Below are 21,751 nucleotides of genomic sequence, written 5' to 3'. Positions count from 1 at the left end.
CTGGTGATGATCCGGCGCCTGCTCCGACATGTGGTCGCGCCCTCGGTGCGGCGGGCCTTCCCGCCGGACACCCTGCAGGCCATCACCGAGGCCATTGCCGCCGGCGAGGCACGCCATGGCGGCCAGGTCATGTTCGCGGTGGAGGCGGACCTGCCGCTGCACGCGCTGTGGCGGGGCACGACCCCGCGGCAGGCGGCCGAGCAGGCCTTCGCCCAGCTCCGCACCTGGGACACCCACCACAACAACGGCGTGCTGATCTACCTGCTGCTGGCCGACCACGCCATCGAGATCGTGGCTGACCGCGGCCTGCACGGCCGGGTCAGTCCAGCGCAGTGGCAGCGGGTCTGCACCCACCTGCGCGAGGGCCTGCGCGGGGCCAACCCGGCCGAGGCGCTGCGCAGCGCCATCGATGAAGTCTCCGCGCTGGTGGAAGGGCACTTCCCGGCGGCCACGCGGTCCGATGATGACGGCCTGCCCGACACCCCGCAGATCCTGGGTTGAGCCGTAAAATACCCGTACTCCCGCAAGGCAGCTTCCATGATCTATTTCCACGACATCGACCCCATCGCCCTTTCGCTGGGGCCGATCAAGGTGCACTGGTACGGCATCATGTACCTGCTGGGCTTCACCGCGGCCTGGCTGCTGGGCCGCAAGCGCATCGCCGAGGGCCGCCTGCCGGGCGTCGATGCCAACGGTTTCTCCGACCTGCTGTTCTACGCCATGCTCGGCGTGGTGCTGGGCGGGCGCATCGGCTACATGCTGTTCTACGCGCTGGGCGACTTCCTGCACAACCCGCTGCTGCTGTTCAAGGTGTGGGATGGCGGCATGAGCTTCCACGGCGGCCTGCTCGGCGTCATCGCCGCCTGCTGGTGGTGGTCGCGCAAGCACGCGCTGCACTTCTTCGACACCATGGATTTCATGGCGCCGCTGGTGCCGCTTGGGCTGGGCTTCGGCCGCATCGGCAACTTCATCGGCGCAGAGCTGTGGGGCAAGTACACCGATGGCAGCTGGGGCGTGGTGTTCCCGTCCGGCCTGCCGGCCCCGCTGAACCAGCTTGACACCGCCACTCTGCAGGCGCAGTTCGCCACCGGCGCGCTGAACCAGTACGCCCGCCATCCCTCGCAGCTGTATGAAGCGGCGCTGGAAGGCCTGGTGATGTTCGTGGTGCTGTGGGCGGTGTCGGCCAAACCGCGCCACCGCTACCTGATCGGTGGCCTGTTCGCCCTGCTGTACGGCATCTTCCGCTTCGCGGTCGAGTTCGTGCGCATGCCCGACAACGGCATCTACATGGCCTTCGGCTGGCTGACCAAGGGCCAGATCCTGTGCGTGCCGCTCATCGCCTTCGGGCTGGTGCTGCTGGCCCTGTCGCGCCGCGCACCGGTGCTGCAGCCGCAGCCGATGGTGGCCGCGGAGGGCAAGGCATGAAGGCCTACCTCGACCTGCTCTCGCATGTGCTCGAGCACGGCACCGAGAAGAGCGACCGCACCGGCACCGGCACGCGCAGCGTGTTCGGCTGGCAGATGCGCTTCGACCTCAACGAAGGCTTCCCGCTGGTCACCACCAAGAAGCTGCATCTGCGCTCGATCATCCACGAGCTGCTGTGGTTCCTGAAGGGCGATACCAACATCGGCTACCTGAAGGACAACCAGGTGCGCATCTGGGACGAGTGGGCCGACGAGAACGGCGACCTCGGCCCGGTCTACGGCAAGCAGTGGCGCAGCTGGGCCACCGCCGATGGTCGCGAGATCGACCAGATGCAGTGGCTGGTGGACGAGATCAAGCGCAACCCCGATTCGCGCCGGCTGGTGGTCAGCGCCTGGAACGTGGGCGAGCTTTCGCAGATGGCGCTGATGCCGTGCCACAACCTGTTCCAGTTCTACGTGGTGGACGGCAAGCTCAGCTGCCAGCTGTACCAGCGCAGCGGCGACATCTTCCTCGGCGTGCCGTTCAACATTGCCAGCTACGCGCTGCTGACCCACATGGTGGCGCAGGCCACCGGCCTGGGCGTGGGCGATTTCGTGCACACCCTGGGCGATGCGCACCTGTATTCGAACCATTACGAGCAGGCGCGCGAGCAGCTGTCGCGTGAACCGCGCACGCTGCCCAAGCTGTGGTTGAACCCGGAGGTGAGCGACCTGTTCGGCTTCCAGTTCCACGACATCCGCATTGATGGCTACGACCCGCACCCGGCGATCAAGGCGCCGGTGGCGGTATGACGCGGCGTATGTCTGCACCGGCGCTGCTGGTGCTGGCGGGCCTGTTGCCGGCCATGGCGCAGGCTGCCCCGGCGGATACGCTGGCGCTGGCCCGGCAGGTCAATGCGCAGATCGTGCACCGGCATGTGCAGGAAGAGATACAGGCCATCACCGAGGCGATGAACGGCGGCGCTGGGCAGAGCCTGGTCAAGGATTCGCCGGCCGGTTGCCAGGCGCAGATGGGCGAGGCAGTGACGACCCTGTACGCGGCAATGGCCGCACAGGTGAGGTCGGGCATCGAAGAGCCGGCGTACCTGGCAGCCATGGACAAGCAGCTCGCGGCGGTGTATTCCGCCGAGGAATTGAAGGCCTTCCTTGCGCAGAGTGCCGACGCGGACACCGACCCCGGCGGGCTGTACCGGCAGGTGATGTCCGGGCCGGGCCTGCAGGAGATCGACGACGCGCAGAAGCAGAAGGTGTTTGCTGCAATGGATGAGAACGCTCCCGCCACGCCAGCACTGGCTGCTGCATTCCAGGCCGCGCAGGTGGCGAAGGATGCCTGCCAGCGCCTGCAGATCGATGCCAGCTGACAGGGGTGCTCGGATGAAACTCTCGATGATCGTGGCGCTGGACCGCAACCGTGGCATCGGCCAGGGCAACGCGATGCCCTGGCACCTGCCGGACGACTTCAAGCACTTCAAGGCGCTCACCCTGGGCAAGCCGATCCTGATGGGCCGCAAGACTGCCGAATCGATCGGCCGCGTGCTGCCGGGGCGGACCAACCTGGTGCTGACCCGCAGCGGCCAGGTGCCGTTCGAGGGTATGCGTGCGGTGGCGTCGCTGGATGAAGCAAAGGCCATTGCCGAAGGCGAGGGCGCCAGCGAGCTGTGCATCATCGGCGGCGGCGAGATCTTCCGCCAGCTGCTGGACCAGACCGGCGACCTGTACCTGACCTGGGTGGATGCCGACGTACCGGCCGACACCCATTTCCCCGAGGTGGATCCGGGCGTCTGGGAGGAAACCAGCAGCGAGCCGCATCCGGCCGATGCGCGCCACGCGTACGCGTTCCGGTTCGTACACTACGTGCGTCGCTGACCGTCGCTGTCTGTAGAGTCGAGCCATGCTCGACTGCTGTTGCCGACGCCGCAGTCGAGCATGGCTCGACTCTACAAAACAGCGTTGAACGTATCAGCCCTGCGGCGGCGCGCTGTTGCCGTTGCCGCCACCACCACCGCCACCACGGCGACGGCGACGACGCGGGCCACGGCTGGCGGCAGGTGCTGCGGCCGCTTCCTTGTCCTTGTCCTGCGCGGCAGCGGCCGGCCGCTCGCGCGCCGGTCGTGCCGGCGGGCGGGCATTGGCTACCGGTGCCGGCACATCCCGGCCGGGTACCTGCACCACGCGCAGTTCGTCGGTGTCGAGCTGGATGGCGGTGAGCTTGCCGCCCCACACCGCACCGGTGTCGATGGCATGCACGCCCTGGGTGATGGTCAGGCCCAGCGCCGACCAGTGGCCACAGACCACCTTCAGGTCACGCTCCACCCGGCCCGGTACTTCGAACCAGGGATACAGCCCCTGTTCCTGCGTACCCGGCGTGCCCTTGTCCTCGATGCCGATGCGCCCACGCGGGGTGCAGTAGCGCATGCGGGTGAGCACATTGATGATCGCCCGCGAGCGGTCGTAGCCGGACAGGTTCGGTGCCCAGCTCGGCTTGTCGCCGTACATGTTGCGGAACAGCTTGCGGTAGCCGGCGCCATGCAGCTGCACTTCCACCTCGGCGGCGTGCTTCTCGGCCATCTGCGTGGTCCACTTCGGCGCCAGGCCGGCATGCACCATCATCCAGCCCAGCTCGCGGTCCACGTGCACCAGCTTCTGCAGGCGCAGCCAGTCCAGCAGCTGGTCGCGGTCCTCGGCCTGCACGATGCGCAGCAGGTCCGGGTTGACCTTGCGCTGTTCCTCTTCGGTGCGCGCACCGACGGCCAGCAGCGAGAGGTCATGGTTGCCCAGCACCACCACGCTGTGCTCGCGCAGCGAATGCACCAGGCGCAGGGTTTCCAGCGACTGTCCGCCGCGGTTCACCAGATCGCCGCAGAACCACAGGGTGTCCTGCGCCGGGTCGAAGCGGATCTTTTCCAGCAGTCGCTGGGTAACGTCGTAGCAGCCCTGCAGGTCGCCGATCGCCCATACACTCATCGTCCGGCCTCCGTGTCAGTGCAGGGTACGCGGCACGGCCAGCACGAAAGGTGCGACCGGCGCGGCGAATTCGGTGCCGTCATCGGCAACCATGTCGTAGTGGCCCTGCATGGTCCCGTGGTCGGTCCCCAGCATGACACCCGAGGTGTAACGGAAGTCTTCACCCGGGCGCAGGCGCGGCTGTTCGCCGATCACCCCGTCGCCATCGACATGCTCGACACGGCCGTTGGCATCGGTGATGCGCCAGTGGCGGGCGACCAGGCGCGCGGCGACGCGCCCCTGGTTGTGGATGCGGATCGTATAGGCGAACGCATAGCGGCCGTGTTCCGGCGCGGATTGGTCGTCGAGGAAGCGCGGAGCAACCTCGACAGTAATGGCGTAAACGTCAGCGTCTTCCATACCGGCAGTGTAATCAGGTGGCATTGGCCAAAGCGATGAATTCAGCCACATCCAGCTGTTCTGCACGGGCATCGGGGCGCACGCCGGCGGCCGCGAACTGCTCGGCCGTGACGACGTTGTTGAGCGCATTGCGCAGGGTCTTGCGGCGCTGCCCGAAGGCGGCCTTGACCACGTCGGCAAAGCGCTTGTGGTCGTTGATGTTGACGCTGGCCGGGTCACGCGGCACCAGCCGCACCACGGCCGAGTCGACCTTCGGCGGCGGCCGGAACGCGCCCGGCGGCACCACGAACAGCGAGGTCACCTGGCAGTACGCCTGCAGCATCACGCTGAGGCGGCCATAGACCTTGCTGGCCGGGGCGGCAGCCATGCGGTCCACCACTTCCTTCTGCAGCATGAAGTGCATGTCGCGGACCACCGCGGCGTGCTCCAGTGCGTGGAACAGGATGGGCGAGGAGATGTTGTAGGGCAGGTTGCCGACCAGGCGGATCGGCTCGCCGGCGGCCAGCGCGGTGAAATCCACGCGCAGCACGTCGCCCTGGACGATGGTCAGGTCGCCCAGCGGTTCGGCGGCGGCGGTGAGCGGCGCGATCAGGTCGCGGTCGAACTCGATCACCGTCAGCTTCGGGTGCACGCGCAGCAGGGGCAGGGTGATCGCGCCCTGGCCAGGGCCGATCTCGACCAGACGGTCACCGTCCTTGGGATTGACCGCCATTACGATCTTGTCGATGTAGTGGCGGTCGGCCAGGAAATGCTGGCCAAGCTGCTTCTTGGCCGGGGCGGTGAACACCGGGCCGGAGGGGGAATGCGGGGAATTCATGCGCTCAGTGTACGTTGCCGGGCCAGCCGCGCACACAGCGTCGTTGCGGCCTGCAGGCTGGAAGGATCGGCGATGCCACGCCCGGCCAGCTCCAGCGCGGTGCCGTGGTCGACGGCCACGCGCGGGTAGGGCAGGCCCAGGGTCAGGTTCACGGCCTGTTCGAAGCCGGAATACTTCAACACCGGCAGGCCCTGGTCGTGGTACATGGCCAGCACGGTGTCGAAGCCGGCCAGCTTGGCCGGCAGGAAGGCGGTATCGGCCGGCAGCGGCCCGACCAGTTCCATGCCCTCCGCGCGCAGGCGCTGCAGCAGGGGGATGACCAGGTCCAGCTCCTCGCGGCCGAGGTGGCCGTCTTCGCCGGCATGCGGGTTCAGCCCGAGCACGGCGATGCGTGGCGCAGGCAGGCCGAACTCGCGGCGCAGCGCGGCATGCACGGTGCGCAGGGTGTGTTCCAGACTGGGCGTGGTGATCGCATCGGCCACCTCGCGCAGCGGCAGGTGGGTGGTGGCCAGGGCCACACGCACGATGTCGTTGGCCAGCATCATCACCACCTTCACCCCGGCCTGGTCGGCCAGCAGTTCGGTGGTGCCGCTGTAGGCGATGCCGCCCTGGTTGATCACCGCCTTGTGCACCGGGCCGGTGACCACGCCCTGCAGCTCGCCGGACAGGCAGGCCTGGCCGGCCGCCAGCAACGCACGGACCACCGCGCCCGCGTTGGCGGGATCGGTCTGGCCGAAGTGGCTGGGGGTGGTGTTGGGCAGGGCGCGCAGACGCAGGTCGCCGGGCAGGCGGGCCTCGGCATCCTCAGGCAGCAGCTGCAGGGGCAGCTTCAGCGCGGCCGCGGCCGCGCGCAGGGTATCCGGGTCGGCGAAGGCCAGCAGCCGGCAATCATCACGCGGCTGCTGGACAAGGCGGACGCACAGCTCCGGGCCGATCCCCGCCGGCTCGCCCGGTACCAGAGCGAGCTCGGGGCGCATCGGTCAGGGCTGCTGCGGCGTCGCGGTGTTCTCCGCGCGGTCGCCACTGCGGAAGCTGACGTAGGCTTCGCCACGCAGTTCCTGCAGGAAGCGGTTGTATTCGTCTTCCAGCTTGCGGCGGCCGATGGTCTCGCGGACCTGGGCACGCTGGTTGTCGCTGGTCACGTCGGTCTGGCGCGTGGCAACGCGCTGCACGATGTGCCAGCCGGCATCGGTACGGAACGGCTGGCTGACGCCGCCGTCCTGGATGCCTTCGACCTGCTGGCCGAACGCCGGACCGAAGGCATCGGCCGGGAACCAGCCCAGATCGCCGCCCTGGCCCTTGCTGTTGTTGTCTTCCGACGATTCCTTGGCCACGGCCTGGAAGTCGGCACCACCCGCAATGCGGGCACGCAGGGTGTCGATCTTGGCCTTGGCGGCCGCGTCGGTCTGGTTGTCGTCCACGCGCACCAGGATGTGGCGGCCGTGGTACTCGGTGACGGTGTGGTCGCCGGTGGCGGCGTTGGCATCGCGCACCTCGACCAGCTTCAGCAGCTGGAAGCCGCTCGGGCCACGGATCGGACCGACCACATCGCCGGCCTTCATCTGCTGCATCATCTGCGCGAAGGCGGCCGGGATCTCATCCAGGCTGCGCCAGCCCAGATCGCCGCCTTCCAGCGCGTTGGGGCTGTCGGAATAGCGGACGGCGGCGGCGTTGAAGTCCAGCTCACCCTTGTCCAGCAGTGCCTTCACGCCATCGGCCTTCTTCTGGCCGGTGGAGATCTGTTCGGCAGTGGCACCCTCGGGCAGGGCCACCAGGATGTGCGCCAGGTGGTACTGGTTGCCGACGGTGGCCTGCTGCTTCAGGGCAGCATCAACCTCGCCTTCGCTGACGCTGATGCGGCTCTGGGCGAAGCTCTGGCGCAGGCGCTGCACGGTGATCTCGTCACGCACCGAGGCGCGGAAATCGGCGAAATCGATGCCGTCGCTGGCCAGGCGCTGGCGCAGGGCGTCCAGGTTGGAACCGTTCTGCTGGGCGATCGAGTTCATCGCCTGGTTCAATTCCTGGTCGCTGATGCGGATGCCGCTGCCCTGGGCGCGGGCGACCTGCAGCTTGACCAGCACCAGGCGCTCGAGCACCTGGCGGCTGAGTACGTCGTCGGGCGGCAGCTGGTTCTCACGACCGGCGTACTGGGCCTTGATGTTGACGATCGCGCGCTGCAGTTCGCTCTGCAGCACCACGTCCTCATCGACGATGGCTGCAATGCGGTCCAGCGGCTGGGCCTCCTGGGCGATGACCTGGAGGGGGGCGGACACACTGGACACGGCCAGCAGCGAAGCGAGTAGGACGGGGAAGCTCTTGGTCATGGGATCTGGTTTGGATCGTAGTCGTCCCGGCTCGCCCCGGTGTTGCTGGGCGGCACGAGATAGAGGTCGTCGCGGTTGTACCCGAGGATAGCACGGCGCAGGGTGCGGTCCGTGTCCTGGCCCAGCGAGCTCAGGCCCTTGAGCACGAACTCGAGCTGGATGGAGTTGTTCAGATCACCCTCGCGGTTGCGCACGTAGCGGCGGGCAACGGCGCGCACGGCCAGGCAGCAGCTGTCCCACTGCACGCCACCGATGATTTCCAGCGGCTTGCTGTCCTGGATGGAGTAGTAATAGCGGCCCACCAGGCTCCAGCGCTCGTTCAGCGGGTACAGGAACGACAGGTCGGCCTGTTCCAGCAGGGTGCGCTCTTCCTTGGTGGCATTGGCCGCCGCACCGGCGTTGATGCGGTAGCGGTAGCTCAGGTTGACCACGCCGTCGTTGGACATCAGGTAGCGGGCGCGGACGCTGGCCAGATCCTCGCGCTTGTACTTCGGGTCCCACTGGTAGGTGGCGCCGAGGGTCCAGCGGTCGTTGATCATGTAGTTCGAATCGGCGATCCAGGCCGACTTGCCCTTTTCGACCGGGGCGCCGCCCGGGGTCACGGTCACCCGCGACTCGTCGAAGTACTGGATCTGGCCGATCGAGGCCGAGAAGCGTTCCTTGCCCGTGGTCTGGTCGATGAAGCGGGTGCTCAGTGCCAAGGTCAGCTGGTTGGCATCGTTCTGGCGGTCGGCGCCGGTATAGCGCGAATCGCGGAACAGCTGGCCCCAGCTGAAAGTGAAGTCACGCGTATCGAATACGGGCAGTTCGTCCTGGTTGCGGTAGGGCGTGCGCAGGTAGAACAGGCGCGGCTCCAGGGTCTGCAGGAAGGACTTGCCGCCGATCTTTGTGTCGCGGTCGAAGAACAGGCCGGCATCGAGGCTGGCGATCGGCATGCTGCGGCTGGGCGAGGTGTTGCCGCGCAGTTGCTCGGGTGTTGCAGTGGTCGGGTCGATGCCCTGCGAGCGCAGGATCTGGCCACGGATGCCGTTGACGCCGTCCACCAGGCCGCGGTCCAGCTGATAGGCGGTGTAGCGGTAGGCCAGGGTCGGGGTGACATACCAGGCGGCGCCGCTGATCGGGAACGAAACGTACGGCTTCAGGTCCAGGCGCGAGCCACCGCTGACACCGATGCCGTCGGTCTGGCGCAGACCGTTGCGCGTGTACTGCAGGTCTTCGCCGGCGCTGGCGTCGTATTTGAAGTTGATGTCGTCGTGGGTGAAGCGGACGACCTCGGAGTAGACGCCGGTCTCCAGCCACGGCAGCAGCGACTTGTCCCAGTTGAAATACAGCCGCGGCTGGCGGTTGTAGGCCAGCGCGCTTTCATTGAGGGTGTAATCGGTCAGCTGCCAGCGATCGGCCATGATGCCGGCGGTCCAGTCCTGGCCGGTGCCGTACAGGCCGATGGTGCTCTGCAGGTTGGACGCGGTGACGCCGACCAGGCGGTTGGCGAAGTCCTCGATGTAGCGCTCGTCGCTGACCCAGGCCAGGTTGGCGCGGGCCTGCCAGTGGCTGTCGACGTTGTGGTAACCGTTGAACATCACCCGGCCGCGGTCGCGATCGCGCAGTTCGTCGTTGGGCATGTACGCGGTCAGCAGTTCGCCGCGGCCGCCGTTGTAAAGGTAGCGGAACTCATTGTCGAGCATCAGACCGCGCCGGCTCATGTAGCGCGGCGTCAGCGTGTCGTCGTAGTTCGGCGCCAGGTTCAGGTAGATCGGCTGGGCGTAATCGAAGCCGTTGCGGCCGGACATGCCCAGCTGCGGGAACAGCAGGCCGGTCTTGCGGCGGTCGTCGATCGGGAACTTGAAGTACGGCGCCCACAGCACCGGCACCTTGCCGATGCGCAGCACGGCATTGCGTGCGGTGCCGAAGCCCTCGTCGTTGTCCACTTCGATTTCCGGTGCCGACAGCTTCCACACCGGCTGCGAGGGATCGCAGGTGGTGTAGGTCGAACGGTGCATCTGGCCGACGGCGCCCTGCAGGTCGACCGATTCGGCATCGCCGTTGCCACGGCGCGACACCAGCTGGTACTGGATGTCGGTGATCTTGTGGGTGTCGCTTTCCTGGTTGCCCTCGGCACGCTTGGCGACCATGCGGATCGATGCATCCTGGTAGCGCACATTGCCGTCGGCGATGTAATTGCCACTCTCGGTGTCGAAGCTGAGCTTGTCGGTACCGACGAACTGGTCGCCACGGCGCAGCGCCACGTTGCCCTGGTACTGCGGCACCGTGGTGGTGCCCAGCAACTGGTCACCCTCGATGTCGGTGGGCTGCTGCTCGCGCTCGGCACTGGCGGCGGCCTTGTCCTGCCCGGGTACGGGGACCGGGGTAGGGGCATCTGTAAAGGCGGGAATGACCTCGGTTGCCGGGCACAGGCCCCAGTTGAGCGGCTTGTCATCGGCCATCGCGGGAAGGCAGACGGCGATGCTCAGGGGCAGGGGAAGCAGGCGGAGGGCTCGGCGCACGCGGTTCGGATTCGGGCGAAAACGGACGGTAGATTGCCCCATCCGCTGCATAGGGGCAATGAAGGTTGCCGTCCGCTGCCGGTTCGGGTTCATCCAGCCCGTGGCCCGGATGCCCCATCCAGCAGGGCCCGGACATGGGCCACGGTGCACTCGGACAGGGCCTGCAGGTCATAGCCGCCCTCCAGCATCGACACCACCCGGCCGGCCGCGTGGCGGCGGGCCAGCGCATGCAGTTCGGCGGTGATCCAGGCGAAATCGTCGGTTTCCAGCATCAGGTCGGCCTGCGGGTCGCGCAGGTGGGCGTCGAAGCCGGCCGATATCAGCAGCAGCTGCGGGCGGAAGTCGTCGATGGCCGGCAGCATCTCGTCGGCCCAGACATTCCGGAAGCGGAACCCGCCACTGCCCGGCGGCAGCAGGATGTTCATCAGGTTGCCGGCGCCACGGTCGCGGCGCAGGCCCGAATTGGGGAACAGCCCGGCCTGGTGGGTGCTGTAGTACGACACCCGGGCGTCGTGCTGGAAGATGTCCTGGGTGCCGTTGCCATGGTGGACATCGAAGTCCACCACCGCGATGCGCTCCAGCCCGTGGCGGTCGCGCGCGTAGGCGGCGGCCACGGCGATGTTGTTGAGCAGGCAGAAGCCCATCGCCGTGCTGCTGGTGGCGTGGTGGCCGGGCGGGCGCACCGCGCAGAACGCCAGCGGGTCCTCGCCCAGCATCACCGCATCGATTGCGGCCACGCCGGCGCCGGCCGCGTGCGCGGCGGCGCTGGCCGAGCCGGGCGAGGTCCAGGTGTCCATGTCGAGCTGGCGCAGCGGCAGGGTCTGCGGCTGCAGGACGAAGTCGAGCAGGGCGCTGTCGTGCACCCGGCTCAGTTCACCGAACTTGGCCGGCGGTGCCTGGCGCCAGTCCAGCTGGCCGGGGAAGGCCTGGTGCAGGGCATCGAGCACCACCTGCAGCCGCTGAGGGCACTCGGGATGGCCGGGGCCGGGGTCGTGCTGCAGGCAGGCGGGGTGGGTATAGACCAGCATCGGCGGTCAGCGCTGCCGGTGCTGCGGCTGCCACAGCGCCTCGCCGTGGCCATCGGCACGGGCCAGCACCCGCGACAGCACGAACAGCAGGTCCGACAGCCGGTTGAGGTACTGCAGGGCTTCGCTGCGCACGCTTTCCACCCGCGCCAGGGAGACGGTCTCGCGCTCGGCCCTGCGCACGATGGTGCGTGCCAGGTGGCAGCGCGCGGCCGCTTCGCCGCCGGCCGGCAGGATGAATTCCTTCAGCATCGGCAGGTCGGCGTTGTAATGATCCAGCTGCTGTTCCAGCGCTGAGATGTCGGCGGCGTGGATGGCGGCATGGCCCGGCACGCACAGCTCGGCGCCGAGGTCGAACAACTGGTGCTGCAGGTGGACCACCAGAGACCGCACGTCGTCGGGCAGTGGCGCGGCCAGCAGCAGGCCGAGGGCGGCGTTGGCTTCATCCACCGTGCCATACGAGGCCACGCGCAGGTCGTCCTTGCCGACCCGGCTGCCATCGCCGAGGCCGGTGCTGCCGTCATCGCCGGTACGGGTGTAGATGCGCGAAAGACGATGGCCCATGCGATGGCTCAGTGCTGGATGTCGCGGCGGGCCTGCTGCAGCTTCAGCACCTGCTCGACCGCCAGCTGCAGGGCCGCGGCCAGCGCCACGTAAATGGCCGTGGTGCGCAGATAGGGGCCGAACCACTGCGCGTAGTTCTGCGCCCAGCCGGCCACGGTCGGCTCGGCCACGTTGCGGGTGGTCCAGTAGAAGCCGCCCTGGGCGAGCAGGTGGCACAGGGCCACCGAGGCCACCAGCAGCAGCGCGCCCTTGCCCAGGGTCGACCAGTGCGCGCCGTGGTAGTTGCGGCCCAGCAGCAGGCCACCGGCCCACAGCGAGAAGTACGCCGGCAGCAGCAGCCAGTAGCCGGGCGAGACGCAGTAGTGCTGCCAGAAATCCAGGCCGCTGCTGCGGATCACGATCCAGTCCACCAGTACGGCGAAGACCATCAGCAGCGGGAACGCCCAGCGCGTCCAGCGCGCCAGATAGAAGCCACCGATGAAGAACACCGCCCAGGACGCATCTGGGATGGCCGCGAAGTGGTTGACCCGGGTCGCCGCCAGCAACAGCACAAGCACGGAGAGGACAAAGGCGCGGTTGGCGGTGTCGGACATGGCAGCGGGCCCGGAGCGGATTCAGCTTTCATTCTAGCCCGCCGCGCGGGTTGGCGCAGGGCCCGGCGGCGAGCGCGTATCATTGGCTCATGAGTGAACGACATGACGTGCTGATCGTCGGTGGCGGTCTGGTGGGAGCCAGCCTGGCCATCGCCCTGGACCGGCTGGGCCTGGACGTGGGCCTGCTCGAGGCCAGCCCGGCCGGCGAACTGCCGGCGGTGTTCGACCAGCGCAACCTCAGCTTTGCCGCCGCCACCGTCAATGCGCTGACCGCGCTGGGGGTGATGCAGAAGCTGGCAATGGCGCCCGGCCCGATCCGCCGCATCCATGTCAGCCGCGCCGGGGATTTCGGCCGGGTCCAGCTCGACGCGGCCGATTACGACCGGCCCTGGTTCGGCCAGGTGGTGGTGGCGCGCGATTTCGGCCAGGCGCTGGAAGCACGACTACAGGAGCTGCCGCGCCTGCACCGTTATCGGCCGATGCGTTTCCTCGGCCTGGGCGAGGTGATCGACGGCCATCGCCAGGTGCGCGTGGCCGACGAGAGCGGCGAGCGCGTGCTGCAGGCACGCCTGGTGGTCGGTGCCGACGGTACCGCCAGCGGCGTGCGCGAGTCGCTGGGCATTGAGGTCGACCGCCATGATTTCCTGCAGACCCTGTTCGTCGCCCGCGTGCGCAGCCAGCGCGCGCCCGACGGCAGTGCCTGGGAGCGTTTCACCGACACCGGCCCGACGGCGCTGCTGCCGCGCGGTGACCGCCACTTCGGCTGCGTGCACGGCGTGGCCCGTGACCAGGCCGAGGCGGTGATGGCGCTGGACGATGCCGCCTGGCTGCAGCGCCTGCAGAGCGCGCTGGGCTGGCGTGCCGGGCGCCTGCTCGAATCCGGTCCGCGCAGTGCCTACCCGCTGATCCAGGTGCTGGCGCGCGCGCTGGCCGGGCAGCGCACGGTGCTGCTGGGCAATGCCGCGCAGACCATCCACCCGCTGGGTGCGCAGGGTTTCAATCTGGGCCTGCGCGATGCGCTGACCCTGGCCGAGCTGCTGGAAGACGCGGGCGGTGATGCCGGCAGCGATGGCCTGCTGCAGGCCTACGTGGCCCGCCGCGAAGAGGACCGTCGGCAGACGGTGGCGTTCTCCGGTGGCCTGGCCCGGCTGACCAGCAACCCGGCGCCGCTGCTGCGGCCGCTGCGCAGCCTGGGCCTGGTCGCCGCGCAACGCGCGTCGGTGCAGTCGATGCTGGTCGGCGGCGCGATGGGTTTCCGCGGCGAGGTGCCGCGCCTGTGCCGTGGGGAGGCCGCATGAGCCGCCGCATGCGCCTGGACGCGGCCATCGTCGGTGGTGGCGTGGTCGGTGCGGCCTGTGCGCTGGCGCTGGCCGATGTCGGTCTTTCGGTGGCCCTGGTCGAAGGCCGCGAGCCGTCGCCGTGGCAGGCCGCGCAGCCGGACCTGCGGGTGTTCGCGTTCGCCGCCGACAACGTGCAGCTGCTGCAGCGCCTTGGCGTGTGGCCGGCGATCGCCCAGGCCCGTGCCTGGCCGTACCGGCGCATGCAGGTATGGGATGCGGCCGGTGGCGAGGATCTGTTGTTCGACGCCGACCGCTTCGGTCGTCGCGAGCTGGGTTACATCGTCGAGAACGGCCTGCTGCAGGACCGCCTGTGGGCGGCGCTGCCGGCCGCTGGCGTGCAGCTGCACTGCCCGGCGCGGGTGGAAGCGCTGGAGCAGGACGAAGACGGCGTGCGCCTGCGCCTGGACGATGGCCGCCGCCTGGATGCCGCGCTGGCCGTGGCGGCCGATGGTGCCGAATCGACCCTGCGCCAGCTGGCCGGGATCGAGGTCGAGCGTCACGACTATCACCAGCGGGGCGTGGTGGCCTATGTGGACAGCGAACTGCCGAACCAGGCCACGGCCTGGCAGCGCTTCCTGCCCACCGGGCCGCTGGCCCTGCTACCGGTGGCCGAGCGCCGCAGTTCGATTGTCTGGACGCTGCCAGAGGACGAGGCAGCACGCGTGCTGGCCCTGGACGAAGCCGCCTTCAACCGCGAACTGACCCGTGCCTTCGCCGCGCGCCTGGGCGAACTGCGCCTGGCCTCGCCGCGCGCGGCGTTCCCGCTGCGCCGGCAGCTGGCCCGCCATTACGTGGCCGGTCGTGTGCTGGCGCTGGGCGATGCCGCACATGTGGTGCACCCGCTGGCCGGGCAGGGCGTGAACCTGGGGCTGCGCGATGTCGCCGCCCTGCAGCAATGGCTGGCACCGTCGGCCGAACGCCGTGGCCAGCCACGCCTGTCGCCGCAGCGCCTGCAGCGCTGGGCCCGCGAACGGCGCAGCGACAACCAGATTGCCGCCTACAGCTTCGATGCGATCAACCGCCTGTTCTCCAACGACGAAATGCACCTGACCCTGGCCCGTGGCCGCGCGCTGGGCTGCGTCGGCAGGTGGCCCCCGCTGGTGCAGGCGTTCTGGAAGCGCGCGGCCGGCGTCTAAGCCGGTAGCGCCGGGCCATGCCCGGCGAGCGCGCGGCTGGTAGTCGCCAACCTTGGTTGGCGTGCGTGAATCGGATCAGTCGATCAGCCAGCCGGCCAGGTCGGTGCGGTCCAGCTTGCCGCGATGCTTCACGTCCAGCGAGGTGAATTCATCGGCCAGCGCCGGGTTGGCCTGTGCCTCGTCGCGGTTGATGAAACCATCGCCATCCACATCCAGCGCGGCGAAGTGGATGCGGTACTGCCCGACCACGCTGGCCGGGCTGACCGAGCGCACCGTCACCGGCGTTTCGCCCAGCGGCACGGTGATGTCGACGCTGCCGGTCACCCGGCCACTGGCCAGTGACTGCTGGCGGACCACGCCGCTGTCGTCACGCAGCGGTGCGCTCTGTGCCGGTTGGGGCAGGGCCACCTGCGCCGACGCAGCCGCCGGCAGCAGGGCCATCAGGAGTGGAATCAGTCGAAAGTGCATGCAGTCGTATTCCCGGTAGCACCGGGCATGCCCGGCGGGCGTCGTGTCTCAGCGCAGCGGCGAGGCCAGCACCGTGATCTCTTCGCGGTCGTGGTAGAGCTGCTTGGCACGTACCACCAGCGGCTTGCCGGCCTGCTCCTGGAACAGGTCCAGGCACAGCCGGGTTTCGTCCCAGCGCTTCTTCATCGGCAGCTTCAGGTTGAAGATCGCATGTCTGCACCAGCCTTCGCGGAACCAGGTGGCCATGCGCTCGGCCACGCGGCGCGGCTGCTCGACCATGTCGCAGACCATCCAGTCCAGCGGCTGGTCCGGGTGCCAGTGGAACCCATCGGCGCGCAGGTGCTCGACCAGACCGGTGTCCAGCACATGCTGGCGCAGCGGGCCGTTGTCGATGCTCAGCACGTGCATGTGCTGGCGGGTCAGCACCCAGGTCCAGCCACCCGGTGCGGCGCCGAGGTCGGCCGCGCGCATGCCGGGCTTTGCCAGCTGTTCGCGTTCTTCCGGGGTCAGCAGGGTCAGCAGTGCTTCGTCCAGCTTCAGCGCCGAGCGCGAGGGCGCTTCGGGCAGCAGCTTCAGGCGCGGGATGCCCAGCGCCCACGGTGCGCTGTCGGCCGGGTCGGCCACGCAGACGAAGGCATGGGTGCCGTCGACGAACACCACGTGCAGGCGCGGCAGGCGCGCATTGGGCTTGTCGGTCAGCTTGCCGGCCTTGCGCAGCGCCGGGCGCAGCGCATTGCCGAAGGCGCGGGCCAGCCCGGACAGCGGCTTGCCGGCATCCGAATCGGGGTGCTCCACCCACAGGTCGCCGAAGCGCGGCGCATCGGCCAGCACCTCCAGCATCGGGGTGATGCGGTCGGCCGGGTCCAGCTGCGGCAGTTCGGCCAGCACGACCAGCTTTTGCCGGGCGAAGATCAGCTCGCGCCACCGCAGGCGCGGGGCCAGCGCGGCGGCTTCGTCGCACATGAACAGCACGTAGCCATCATTGCGCTGGGTGCGCGCATAGCCGGCAAAACCGGCTTCGCCGGCGCGGAACTGCAGTTCGCCGGCCAGCTCGGGCTCGAAACCCTGGCGGCACAGGCACAGCAGGCCGATGCCTGCCTCAGTAGCGGGCGCCATCACTCTCTCCATAGACACGCAGCACGCTGCGCGCATCATCACGGTTCAGACCCTGCACGACTTCGATGCCGCGCTTGTTGAGCTCGCCGACCCAGTCGGCGGGCAGCGGGCCTTCATCGAACGGGGTCAGTTCTTCCACATCGGCCGCGCTGGCGCCGATCAGCAGGCGGTCGATGCCGGCCCACACGGTTGCGCCGTAGCACTGGCAGCACGGCTGCGAGCTGGTGGCCAGGGTGATCGGCGACAGCACAGCGTTCAGACGCGGGGTCTGCAGGCGCTGCTGGGCCAGCATGTAGGCCATGTTCTCGGCATGCGCCAGCGAGGTTGCATGCGGCATCACCCGGTTCACGCCGACGGCGATCACCTTGTCTTCCGGGCCGAACACCACCGCGCCGAACGGGCCGCCGCTGGCGTGCTCGATGTTCAGCCGCGACAGCGCGATGGCCAGCGCGACCTTGGCCTCATCGCCGGGATAGCGACGATCCAGGTCGATCTGGTCGTGGATCCAGGCAGGTAGGGTCAGGTGGACTTGCGCGTACAGCATCGCGGGGTGCCTCGTGTGGAAGATGGAGAGGTGCGGCGGGTTCGGAAACCGGCGCGCAGTGTAGCGGCCGCCGGGTGCACCGGGGGTGTCTGCTCAGTCGTCCAGATCGGTGCGGACGACTACGTACTGCTTGCGGAACTCCAGACCGGCCTGCGGCCAGCGTGCGGCGTAGGCGCGCAGCAGGGGCAGGGCAGCGGGGAAGTCGTGGCCGTTGACCCGGCAGTCGGCCTCGCACTGGCCGTCCGCATCGCGCGAGGCGAACAGGCGGATGCCGAGGAACTGGCGGGTCTTCAGCAGGTCGTTGAAGGCGTCCACGCTCTGGGTGAACAGGCAGCACGGGCAGGAGCCGTGGTCGTCCTCGCTGCAGGCGGCAGCGTCGTCGGCGGGCTCGCCGCGGTAATGGGCCAGCGGGCCCAGCACCACCGCGCGCGCCAGCGGCGTTCCGGTTTCCTCGGCGCCGTAGCGCAGGGTCAGCATATGCAGCTCGGGCGCATCATTGGCGCCGATGGCGGCCTGCAGGGTGGCCAGGTCGACCCTCACCCAGTTCTCGAAGCCGGACAGCGCGGCCTCCTGCTGGCTGTCGCCGGCGGCGTGCTGGTACTCGAACAGGCCATCGGCGAACAGCTCCGGATGGCGCGCCTCGATCACCGTGGAGGTCTGCCAGCCGCCGTTGTCGCGTGGATCGGCACCTATCGCATGCGGGCTGAGGCGCAGGCCACTGTCCAGTACCAGTTCGTGGCCCTCCAGCGCACAGGCGATGTCACGGCCCAGTAGGACCTGGTGCAGCAGCGGCAGGAGGGGAGAGGCGGTCTTGGTCATCGAAGGTACCTGGTTTGCAGGATGGGGCACAGCCACCGGGCAGGGCGGGCGCTACAGGGCGTCGAGTTCGGCGCGATAGCGCTGTGCCTCGGACTGCTGCTGCGGGTCGTTGCCGTGGTCGCGCAGCCAGGTCTCCAGCTCGCGTCGATAGTCGGCGCGGAACCCGGCGTTGTCCGGGCTGAAATGCAGCTTGCGCGCGGCAACCTCTACCCGTTCGCGCGCACGAGCGCGGGCCTGGGCGATGCCGTGCGGTGATTCATTGGTGAGGATGACGAAGTTGCGGGCAAAACCGTTGACGTACTTGACTGCAAACGGCTGGTTGGCGCCCGGGATGCGGATCGCATTGCTCAGCGGCCACAGGGCTGCCGTATCGGTATGCATGACCGTTTCGACATCGCGGCCGTCGGACGTATGCAGCACGACTTCGTAACGCCAGATGTACTGTTCGTTCAACTGCGAGCTGGTCTGTTCAGCCCGCACGATGATGGCCTCGCCAGGTTCGCCGGCCAGGTTGAGGAAGGCCGCATTGGCGAACTGCCCGACGATCATGTTCAGCAGGGCCAGAGGGAACACGACCAAGGCGAAGCCAGGACGGCGGCGGCGCCACGACACCAGGCCGATCAGCAGCAGCGCGGCGAAGAAGACCAGCACCGCGTGTCCGGTCAGCAGCCAGAACAGGAAAGACAGGACAGTCAGCATGGCGGCTCGAGAGCGGGCGCCGTTGCGGCGCCCGCCTATCCGATCAGGCCGACCAGGTGTCGCGCAGGGTCACGCTGCGGTTGAACACCGGCTTGGCTTCGGTGTGGTCGCGGCGGTCGGCGACGAAGTAGCCGGTGCGCTCGAACTGGAACGACTGCTCCGGGGTGGCGCTGGCCGCGGCCGGTTCGACGTAGCCGGTGACGGTGCGGCGCGAATCCGGGTTGAGGTAGTCGCGGTAGGTCTTGCCTTCCGACTCGTCGTCCGGGTTCGGCACCGAGAACAGGCGGTCATACAGGCGGATCTCGGCCGGCACGGCGTGCACGGCGCTGACCCAGTGGATGGTGCCCTTGACCTTGCGGTTGGCGCCTTCCATGCCCGGGCGCGATTCCGGATCCAGCCAGCCGCGCAGCTCGGTGATGGTGCCGTCGGCATCCTTGATCACTTCATCGCAGCGGATGATGCCGGCGCCGCGCAGGCGCACTTCGCCACCCGGCACCAGGCGCTTCCAGCCCTTGGGCGGCACTTCGGCGAAGTCTTCGCGGTCGATCCACAGCTCGCGGGCGAACGGCACCTGGCGGCTGCCGAAGCTTTCGTCCTTGGGGTGGTTGCTGAAGGTCAGCTGCTCTTGGTGGCCTTCGTCGAGGTTGGTCAGCACCAGCTTCACCGGATCGATGACGGCCATGCGGCGCGCGGCGGCACTGTCCAGGTCCTCCCGCAGCGCGCCTTCAAGCACGCTGAAATCGATCAGCGAATTCTGCTTGCTGATGCCCACGCGTTCGGCGAACAGGCGCATCGCCGCCGGGGTGTAGCCGCGGCGACGCAGGCCCTGCAGGGTCGGCATGCGCGGGTCTTCCCAGCCGTCCACCAGCTGTTCGGTGACCAGCGCCATCAGCTTGCGCTTGCTCATCACCGTGTAGTTGATGTTCAGGCGCGAGAACTCGATCTGGCGCGGCTTGGCGGCTTCGCGCGGCAGGCCGGCGTCGACCAGCGGCTGGGTCAGCGCATCGTCATGGGCGAAATCGACGTTGTCCACGCACCAGTCGTACAGCGGGCGGTGGTCTTCGAATTCCAGCGTGCACAGCGAGTGGGTGATGCCCTCGATGGAATCGCCCAGTGCATGCGCGAAGTCGTACATCGGATAGATCGGCCACGCGTTGCCGGTGTTCTGGTGCTCGACGTGCTTGATGCGGTACAGGGCCGGATCGCGCAGGTTGATGTTGCCGCTGGCCATGTCGATCTTGGCGCGCACGGTGCGCGCGCCGTCCGGGAATTCACCGGCGCGCATACGGCGGAACAGGTCGAGGTTTTCCTCGACGCTGCGGTCGCGCCACGGCGACGGGCGGCCCGGCTCGGTGAGGGTGCCGCGGTAGGCACGCACTTCATCGGCCGACAGGTCGCAGACGTAGGCCTTGCCCTGTTCGATCAGCTTCTCGGCGGCCAGGTAATAGGTCTGGAAGTAATCCGAGGCGTGGCGCAGCTCGTTCCAGGTGAAGCCCAGCCAGCGCACGTCGTCCTGGATGGCGGCCACGTACTCGGGGTCTTCCTTGGCCGGGTTGGTGTCGTCGAAGCGCAGGTTGCAGACGCCGCTGAACTCACCGGCCAGGCCGAAGTTCAGGCAGATCGACTTGGCATGGCCGATGTGCAGGTAGCCGTTCGGCTCGGGCGGGAAGCGGGTCTTGATCGCCTGGTGCTTACCGCTGGCCAGGTCCTCGCGCACGATCTGGCGGATGAAATCGCGCTTCTCGTGGCTGTCGGCGGGGGTCTCGGGGCTGGCGGGGGTGTGCTCGGACATGAGTCGGCGAAAGAGAAAGGCAGAAAGACCAACAGTCTAGCGCGTCAGGGGCGGGGCTGCCCGGTCCGGGTAGGTAGCGCCGGGCCATGCCCGCCGAGCGCAGCGGCGCGATTCAGCCCCCGGGCGTATGCTGGACCCCTGTCCCGAGGAGCCGCCCATGCACATCGTGTACAAGGCCGACAATCTGTTCGACGCCCACCTGGTCAAGCACGCGCTGGAGGATGCCGGCATCCCCGCGTTCGTGTTCGGCGAGCAGCTGCTGGGCGGCATGGGCGAGCTGCCGCTGTTCGGCGTGCTGCGGGTCGGCATCCCCGACGTGGCACGGCCGCAGGCAGAGGAGATCATCGCCGCGCTGGACTTGGGCCAGGGCCCGTCCGACCCCATTTCAGACGCAGACGATTGGGCCGGACAGCCGGCGTAGGAGCGCATCATGTTGGGAATCAGCCAGGGCATCCTCGGCATCGGGGCCTTCAAGCAGCGCCTGCCGCGCCCGGAAGAGGCGCTGCCGGGCCGCGACCAGCCGCTGCCGCTGCACAGCAACCAGCACTTCGTGAACAGCCATCCGCTGAAGGACCGCTTCGCCGGCCTGCAGCAGATCCGCTTCGCGCTGGGCTGTTTCTGGGGCGCCGAGCGCAAGTTCTGGACCGAGCCGGGCGTGTACAGCACCTCGGTCGGCTATGCCGGCGGCGTTACCCCGAACCCGACCTATGAAGAGGTCTGCTCGGGCCTGACCGGCCACACCGAGGTGGTGCAGGTGGTGTTCGACCCGGCGGTGGTGAGCCTGGAGCGGCTGCTGCAGCTGTTCTGGGAGAGCCACGACCCGACCCAGGGCATGCGCCAGGGCAACGACACGGGCACCCAGTACCGCTCGGCGATCCACGCCACCGACGAGGCGCAGTATGCGGCGGCGCTGGCCAGCCGCGAGGCCTACCAGGCGCAGCTGGACGCGTCCGGCTACGGGCCGATCACCACCGAGATCGCGTACCCGGCGCCGGAGTATTACTACGCCGAGGATTACCACCAGCAGTATCTGGCGAAGAACCCGAACGGGTATTGCGGAATTGGTGGCACCGGCGTGAGCTGCCCGATCGGGCTGGATGTGGAGCCGCCGCGCTGACGCGCGGAGGTCCGCCTGCGGCGGGCAACGTCAACGTCAACGTCAAAAGCTGAAGCGGCTCTGGTTTTCTGCTGGCTGGGTGGGTCGGTGTGGGTTGGCAGGACAC

23 protein-coding genes and 1 pseudogene are annotated in these 21,751 nt (G+C 68.5%); 9 read left to right on the top strand and 15 right to left on the bottom strand.

The window, feature by feature from the left end; all coding sequences use genetic code 11:
• Window positions 1-6: 6 nt before the first annotated feature.
• The 5 genes from DCO49_RS13925 to DCO49_RS13905 are packed head-to-tail and all read left to right on the top strand — an operon-like array spanning window position 7 to window position 3,290.
• On the top strand, window positions 7-501 hold the full coding sequence (locus DCO49_RS13925) for a TPM domain-containing protein (protein WP_116864536.1): 495 nt from the start codon (window positions 7-9) through the stop codon (window positions 499-501).
• Between the two features lie 36 nt (window positions 502-537).
• Complete coding sequence (lgt, locus tag DCO49_RS13920) at window positions 538-1,425, top strand: prolipoprotein diacylglyceryl transferase (RefSeq protein WP_108767794.1); 888 nt, start codon at window positions 538-540, stop codon at window positions 1,423-1,425.
• Window positions 1,422-2,216, top strand: coding sequence for a thymidylate synthase (locus tag DCO49_RS13915; RefSeq protein ID WP_116864535.1), 795 nt, complete (start codon window positions 1,422-1,424; stop codon window positions 2,214-2,216). Before lgt ends, DCO49_RS13915 begins: the two co-directional genes overlap by 4 nt.
• The gene (locus tag DCO49_RS13910; protein WP_243402746.1) at window positions 2,213-2,785 is read left to right on the top strand and encodes a hypothetical protein; all 573 of its coding nucleotides are present in this window, start codon (window positions 2,213-2,215) and stop codon (window positions 2,783-2,785) included. Before DCO49_RS13915 ends, DCO49_RS13910 begins: the two co-directional genes overlap by 4 nt.
• A gap of 13 nt (window positions 2,786-2,798) precedes the next feature.
• Window positions 2,799-3,290 carry a dihydrofolate reductase gene (locus tag DCO49_RS13905; protein WP_116864533.1) on the top strand — a complete coding sequence of 164 codons (492 nt, stop codon included), beginning with the start codon at window positions 2,799-2,801 and terminating at the stop codon, window positions 3,288-3,290.
• A gap of 93 nt (window positions 3,291-3,383) precedes the next feature.
• On the opposite strand, the gene DCO49_RS13900 is transcribed toward DCO49_RS13905, so the two are convergent.
• The 9 genes and pseudogenes from DCO49_RS13900 to DCO49_RS13860 form a co-directional block, all read right to left on the bottom strand.
• Window positions 3,384-4,388, bottom strand: coding sequence for a symmetrical bis(5'-nucleosyl)-tetraphosphatase (locus tag DCO49_RS13900; protein WP_116864532.1), 1,005 nt, complete (start codon window positions 4,386-4,388; stop codon window positions 3,384-3,386).
• Between the two features lie 15 nt (window positions 4,389-4,403).
• Window positions 4,404-4,787: a Co2+/Mg2+ efflux protein ApaG gene (gene apaG, locus DCO49_RS13895; RefSeq protein WP_116864531.1), complete on the bottom strand. Its 384-nt coding sequence runs from the start codon at window positions 4,785-4,787 to the stop codon at window positions 4,404-4,406.
• Between the two features lie 13 nt (window positions 4,788-4,800).
• Window positions 4,801-5,604, bottom strand: a complete 804-nt coding sequence (gene rsmA, locus DCO49_RS13890) for a 16S rRNA (adenine(1518)-N(6)/adenine(1519)-N(6))-dimethyltransferase RsmA (RefSeq protein WP_116864530.1) — start codon at window positions 5,602-5,604, stop codon at window positions 4,801-4,803.
• Entirely contained in the window at window positions 5,601-6,581 is a 981-nt protein-coding gene (gene pdxA / locus DCO49_RS13885) for a 4-hydroxythreonine-4-phosphate dehydrogenase PdxA (protein WP_116864529.1), read from the bottom strand. The genes rsmA and pdxA overlap by 4 nt, the downstream gene beginning before the upstream one ends.
• 18 nt (window positions 6,582-6,599) lie before the next feature.
• Window positions 6,600-7,928 (bottom strand): annotated as a pseudogene (locus DCO49_RS13880) (peptidylprolyl isomerase); the annotation flags it as partial.
• On the bottom strand, window positions 7,925-10,432 hold the full coding sequence (gene lptD / locus DCO49_RS13875) for an LPS-assembly protein LptD (RefSeq protein ID WP_165835729.1): 2,508 nt from the start codon (window positions 10,430-10,432) through the stop codon (window positions 7,925-7,927). The gene lptD and the pseudogene DCO49_RS13880, both read right to left, overlap by 4 nt.
• A gap of 89 nt (window positions 10,433-10,521) precedes the next feature.
• The gene (locus DCO49_RS13870; RefSeq protein WP_116864526.1) at window positions 10,522-11,460 is read right to left on the bottom strand and encodes a histone deacetylase family protein; all 939 of its coding nucleotides are present in this window, start codon (window positions 11,458-11,460) and stop codon (window positions 10,522-10,524) included.
• Between the two features lie 6 nt (window positions 11,461-11,466).
• Entirely contained in the window at window positions 11,467-12,021 is a 555-nt protein-coding gene (locus DCO49_RS13865) for a cob(I)yrinic acid a,c-diamide adenosyltransferase (protein ID WP_116864525.1), read from the bottom strand.
• A gap of 8 nt (window positions 12,022-12,029) precedes the next feature.
• On the bottom strand, window positions 12,030-12,614 hold the full coding sequence (locus tag DCO49_RS13860; RefSeq protein WP_116864524.1) for a hypothetical protein: 585 nt from the start codon (window positions 12,612-12,614) through the stop codon (window positions 12,030-12,032).
• An 89-nt stretch (window positions 12,615-12,703) separates the two neighbouring features.
• On the opposite strand from DCO49_RS13860, the gene ubiH reads away from it, so the two are divergent.
• Window positions 12,704-13,912 (top strand): 2-octaprenyl-6-methoxyphenyl hydroxylase, encoded by a 1,209-nt coding sequence (gene ubiH, locus DCO49_RS13855; RefSeq protein ID WP_116864523.1) that lies wholly within the window; start codon window positions 12,704-12,706, stop codon window positions 13,910-13,912.
• Window positions 13,909-15,090 (top strand): UbiH/UbiF family hydroxylase, encoded by a 1,182-nt coding sequence (locus DCO49_RS13850; RefSeq protein WP_116864522.1) that lies wholly within the window; start codon window positions 13,909-13,911, stop codon window positions 15,088-15,090. The genes ubiH and DCO49_RS13850 overlap by 4 nt, the downstream gene beginning before the upstream one ends.
• A 75-nt stretch (window positions 15,091-15,165) precedes the next feature.
• Here the strand turns inward: DCO49_RS13850 and DCO49_RS13845 are convergent, their stop codons facing one another.
• The 6 genes from DCO49_RS13845 to DCO49_RS13820 form a co-directional block, all read right to left on the bottom strand.
• The gene (locus DCO49_RS13845; protein WP_116864521.1) at window positions 15,166-15,558 is read right to left on the bottom strand and encodes an EF-hand domain-containing protein; all 393 of its coding nucleotides are present in this window, start codon (window positions 15,556-15,558) and stop codon (window positions 15,166-15,168) included.
• Between the two features lie 48 nt (window positions 15,559-15,606).
• On the bottom strand, window positions 15,607-16,674 hold the full coding sequence (rlmM, locus tag DCO49_RS13840; RefSeq protein WP_116864520.1) for a 23S rRNA (cytidine(2498)-2'-O)-methyltransferase RlmM: 1,068 nt from the start codon (window positions 16,672-16,674) through the stop codon (window positions 15,607-15,609).
• A complete protein-coding gene (locus tag DCO49_RS13835; protein WP_116864519.1) occupies window positions 16,658-17,218 on the bottom strand; it encodes a nucleoside deaminase in 561 nt (186 codons plus the stop codon). The genes rlmM and DCO49_RS13835 overlap by 17 nt, the downstream gene beginning before the upstream one ends.
• A 93-nt stretch (window positions 17,219-17,311) precedes the next feature.
• The gene (locus tag DCO49_RS13830; protein ID WP_116864518.1) at window positions 17,312-18,037 is read right to left on the bottom strand and encodes a DUF6348 family protein; all 726 of its coding nucleotides are present in this window, start codon (window positions 18,035-18,037) and stop codon (window positions 17,312-17,314) included.
• Window positions 18,038-18,088: 51 nt separating this feature from the next.
• Window positions 18,089-18,736: a hypothetical protein gene (locus DCO49_RS13825; protein WP_116864517.1), complete on the bottom strand. Its 648-nt coding sequence runs from the start codon at window positions 18,734-18,736 to the stop codon at window positions 18,089-18,091.
• A 43-nt stretch (window positions 18,737-18,779) separates the two neighbouring features.
• Window positions 18,780-20,528, bottom strand: a complete 1,749-nt coding sequence (locus DCO49_RS13820) for a glutamine--tRNA ligase/YqeY domain fusion protein (RefSeq protein ID WP_116864516.1) — start codon at window positions 20,526-20,528, stop codon at window positions 18,780-18,782.
• Between the two features lie 157 nt (window positions 20,529-20,685).
• On the opposite strand from DCO49_RS13820, the gene DCO49_RS13815 reads away from it, so the two are divergent.
• Together DCO49_RS13815 and msrA are read left to right on the top strand one after the other, a co-directional pair.
• The gene (locus tag DCO49_RS13815) at window positions 20,686-20,949 is read left to right on the top strand and encodes a DUF2007 domain-containing protein (protein WP_079220701.1); all 264 of its coding nucleotides are present in this window, start codon (window positions 20,686-20,688) and stop codon (window positions 20,947-20,949) included.
• 30 nt (window positions 20,950-20,979) lie between these two features.
• Window positions 20,980-21,645: a peptide-methionine (S)-S-oxide reductase MsrA gene (gene msrA / locus DCO49_RS13810; protein ID WP_165835730.1), complete on the top strand. Its 666-nt coding sequence runs from the start codon at window positions 20,980-20,982 to the stop codon at window positions 21,643-21,645.
• Window positions 21,646-21,751: the final 106 nt, after the last annotated feature.

The sequence above is a fragment of the Stenotrophomonas sp. SPM genome (assembly GCF_003105135.1).
Classification (GTDB): Bacteria; Pseudomonadota; Gammaproteobacteria; order Xanthomonadales; family Xanthomonadaceae; genus Stenotrophomonas.
This window is presented reverse-complemented; position numbering and strand designations above follow the sequence as displayed.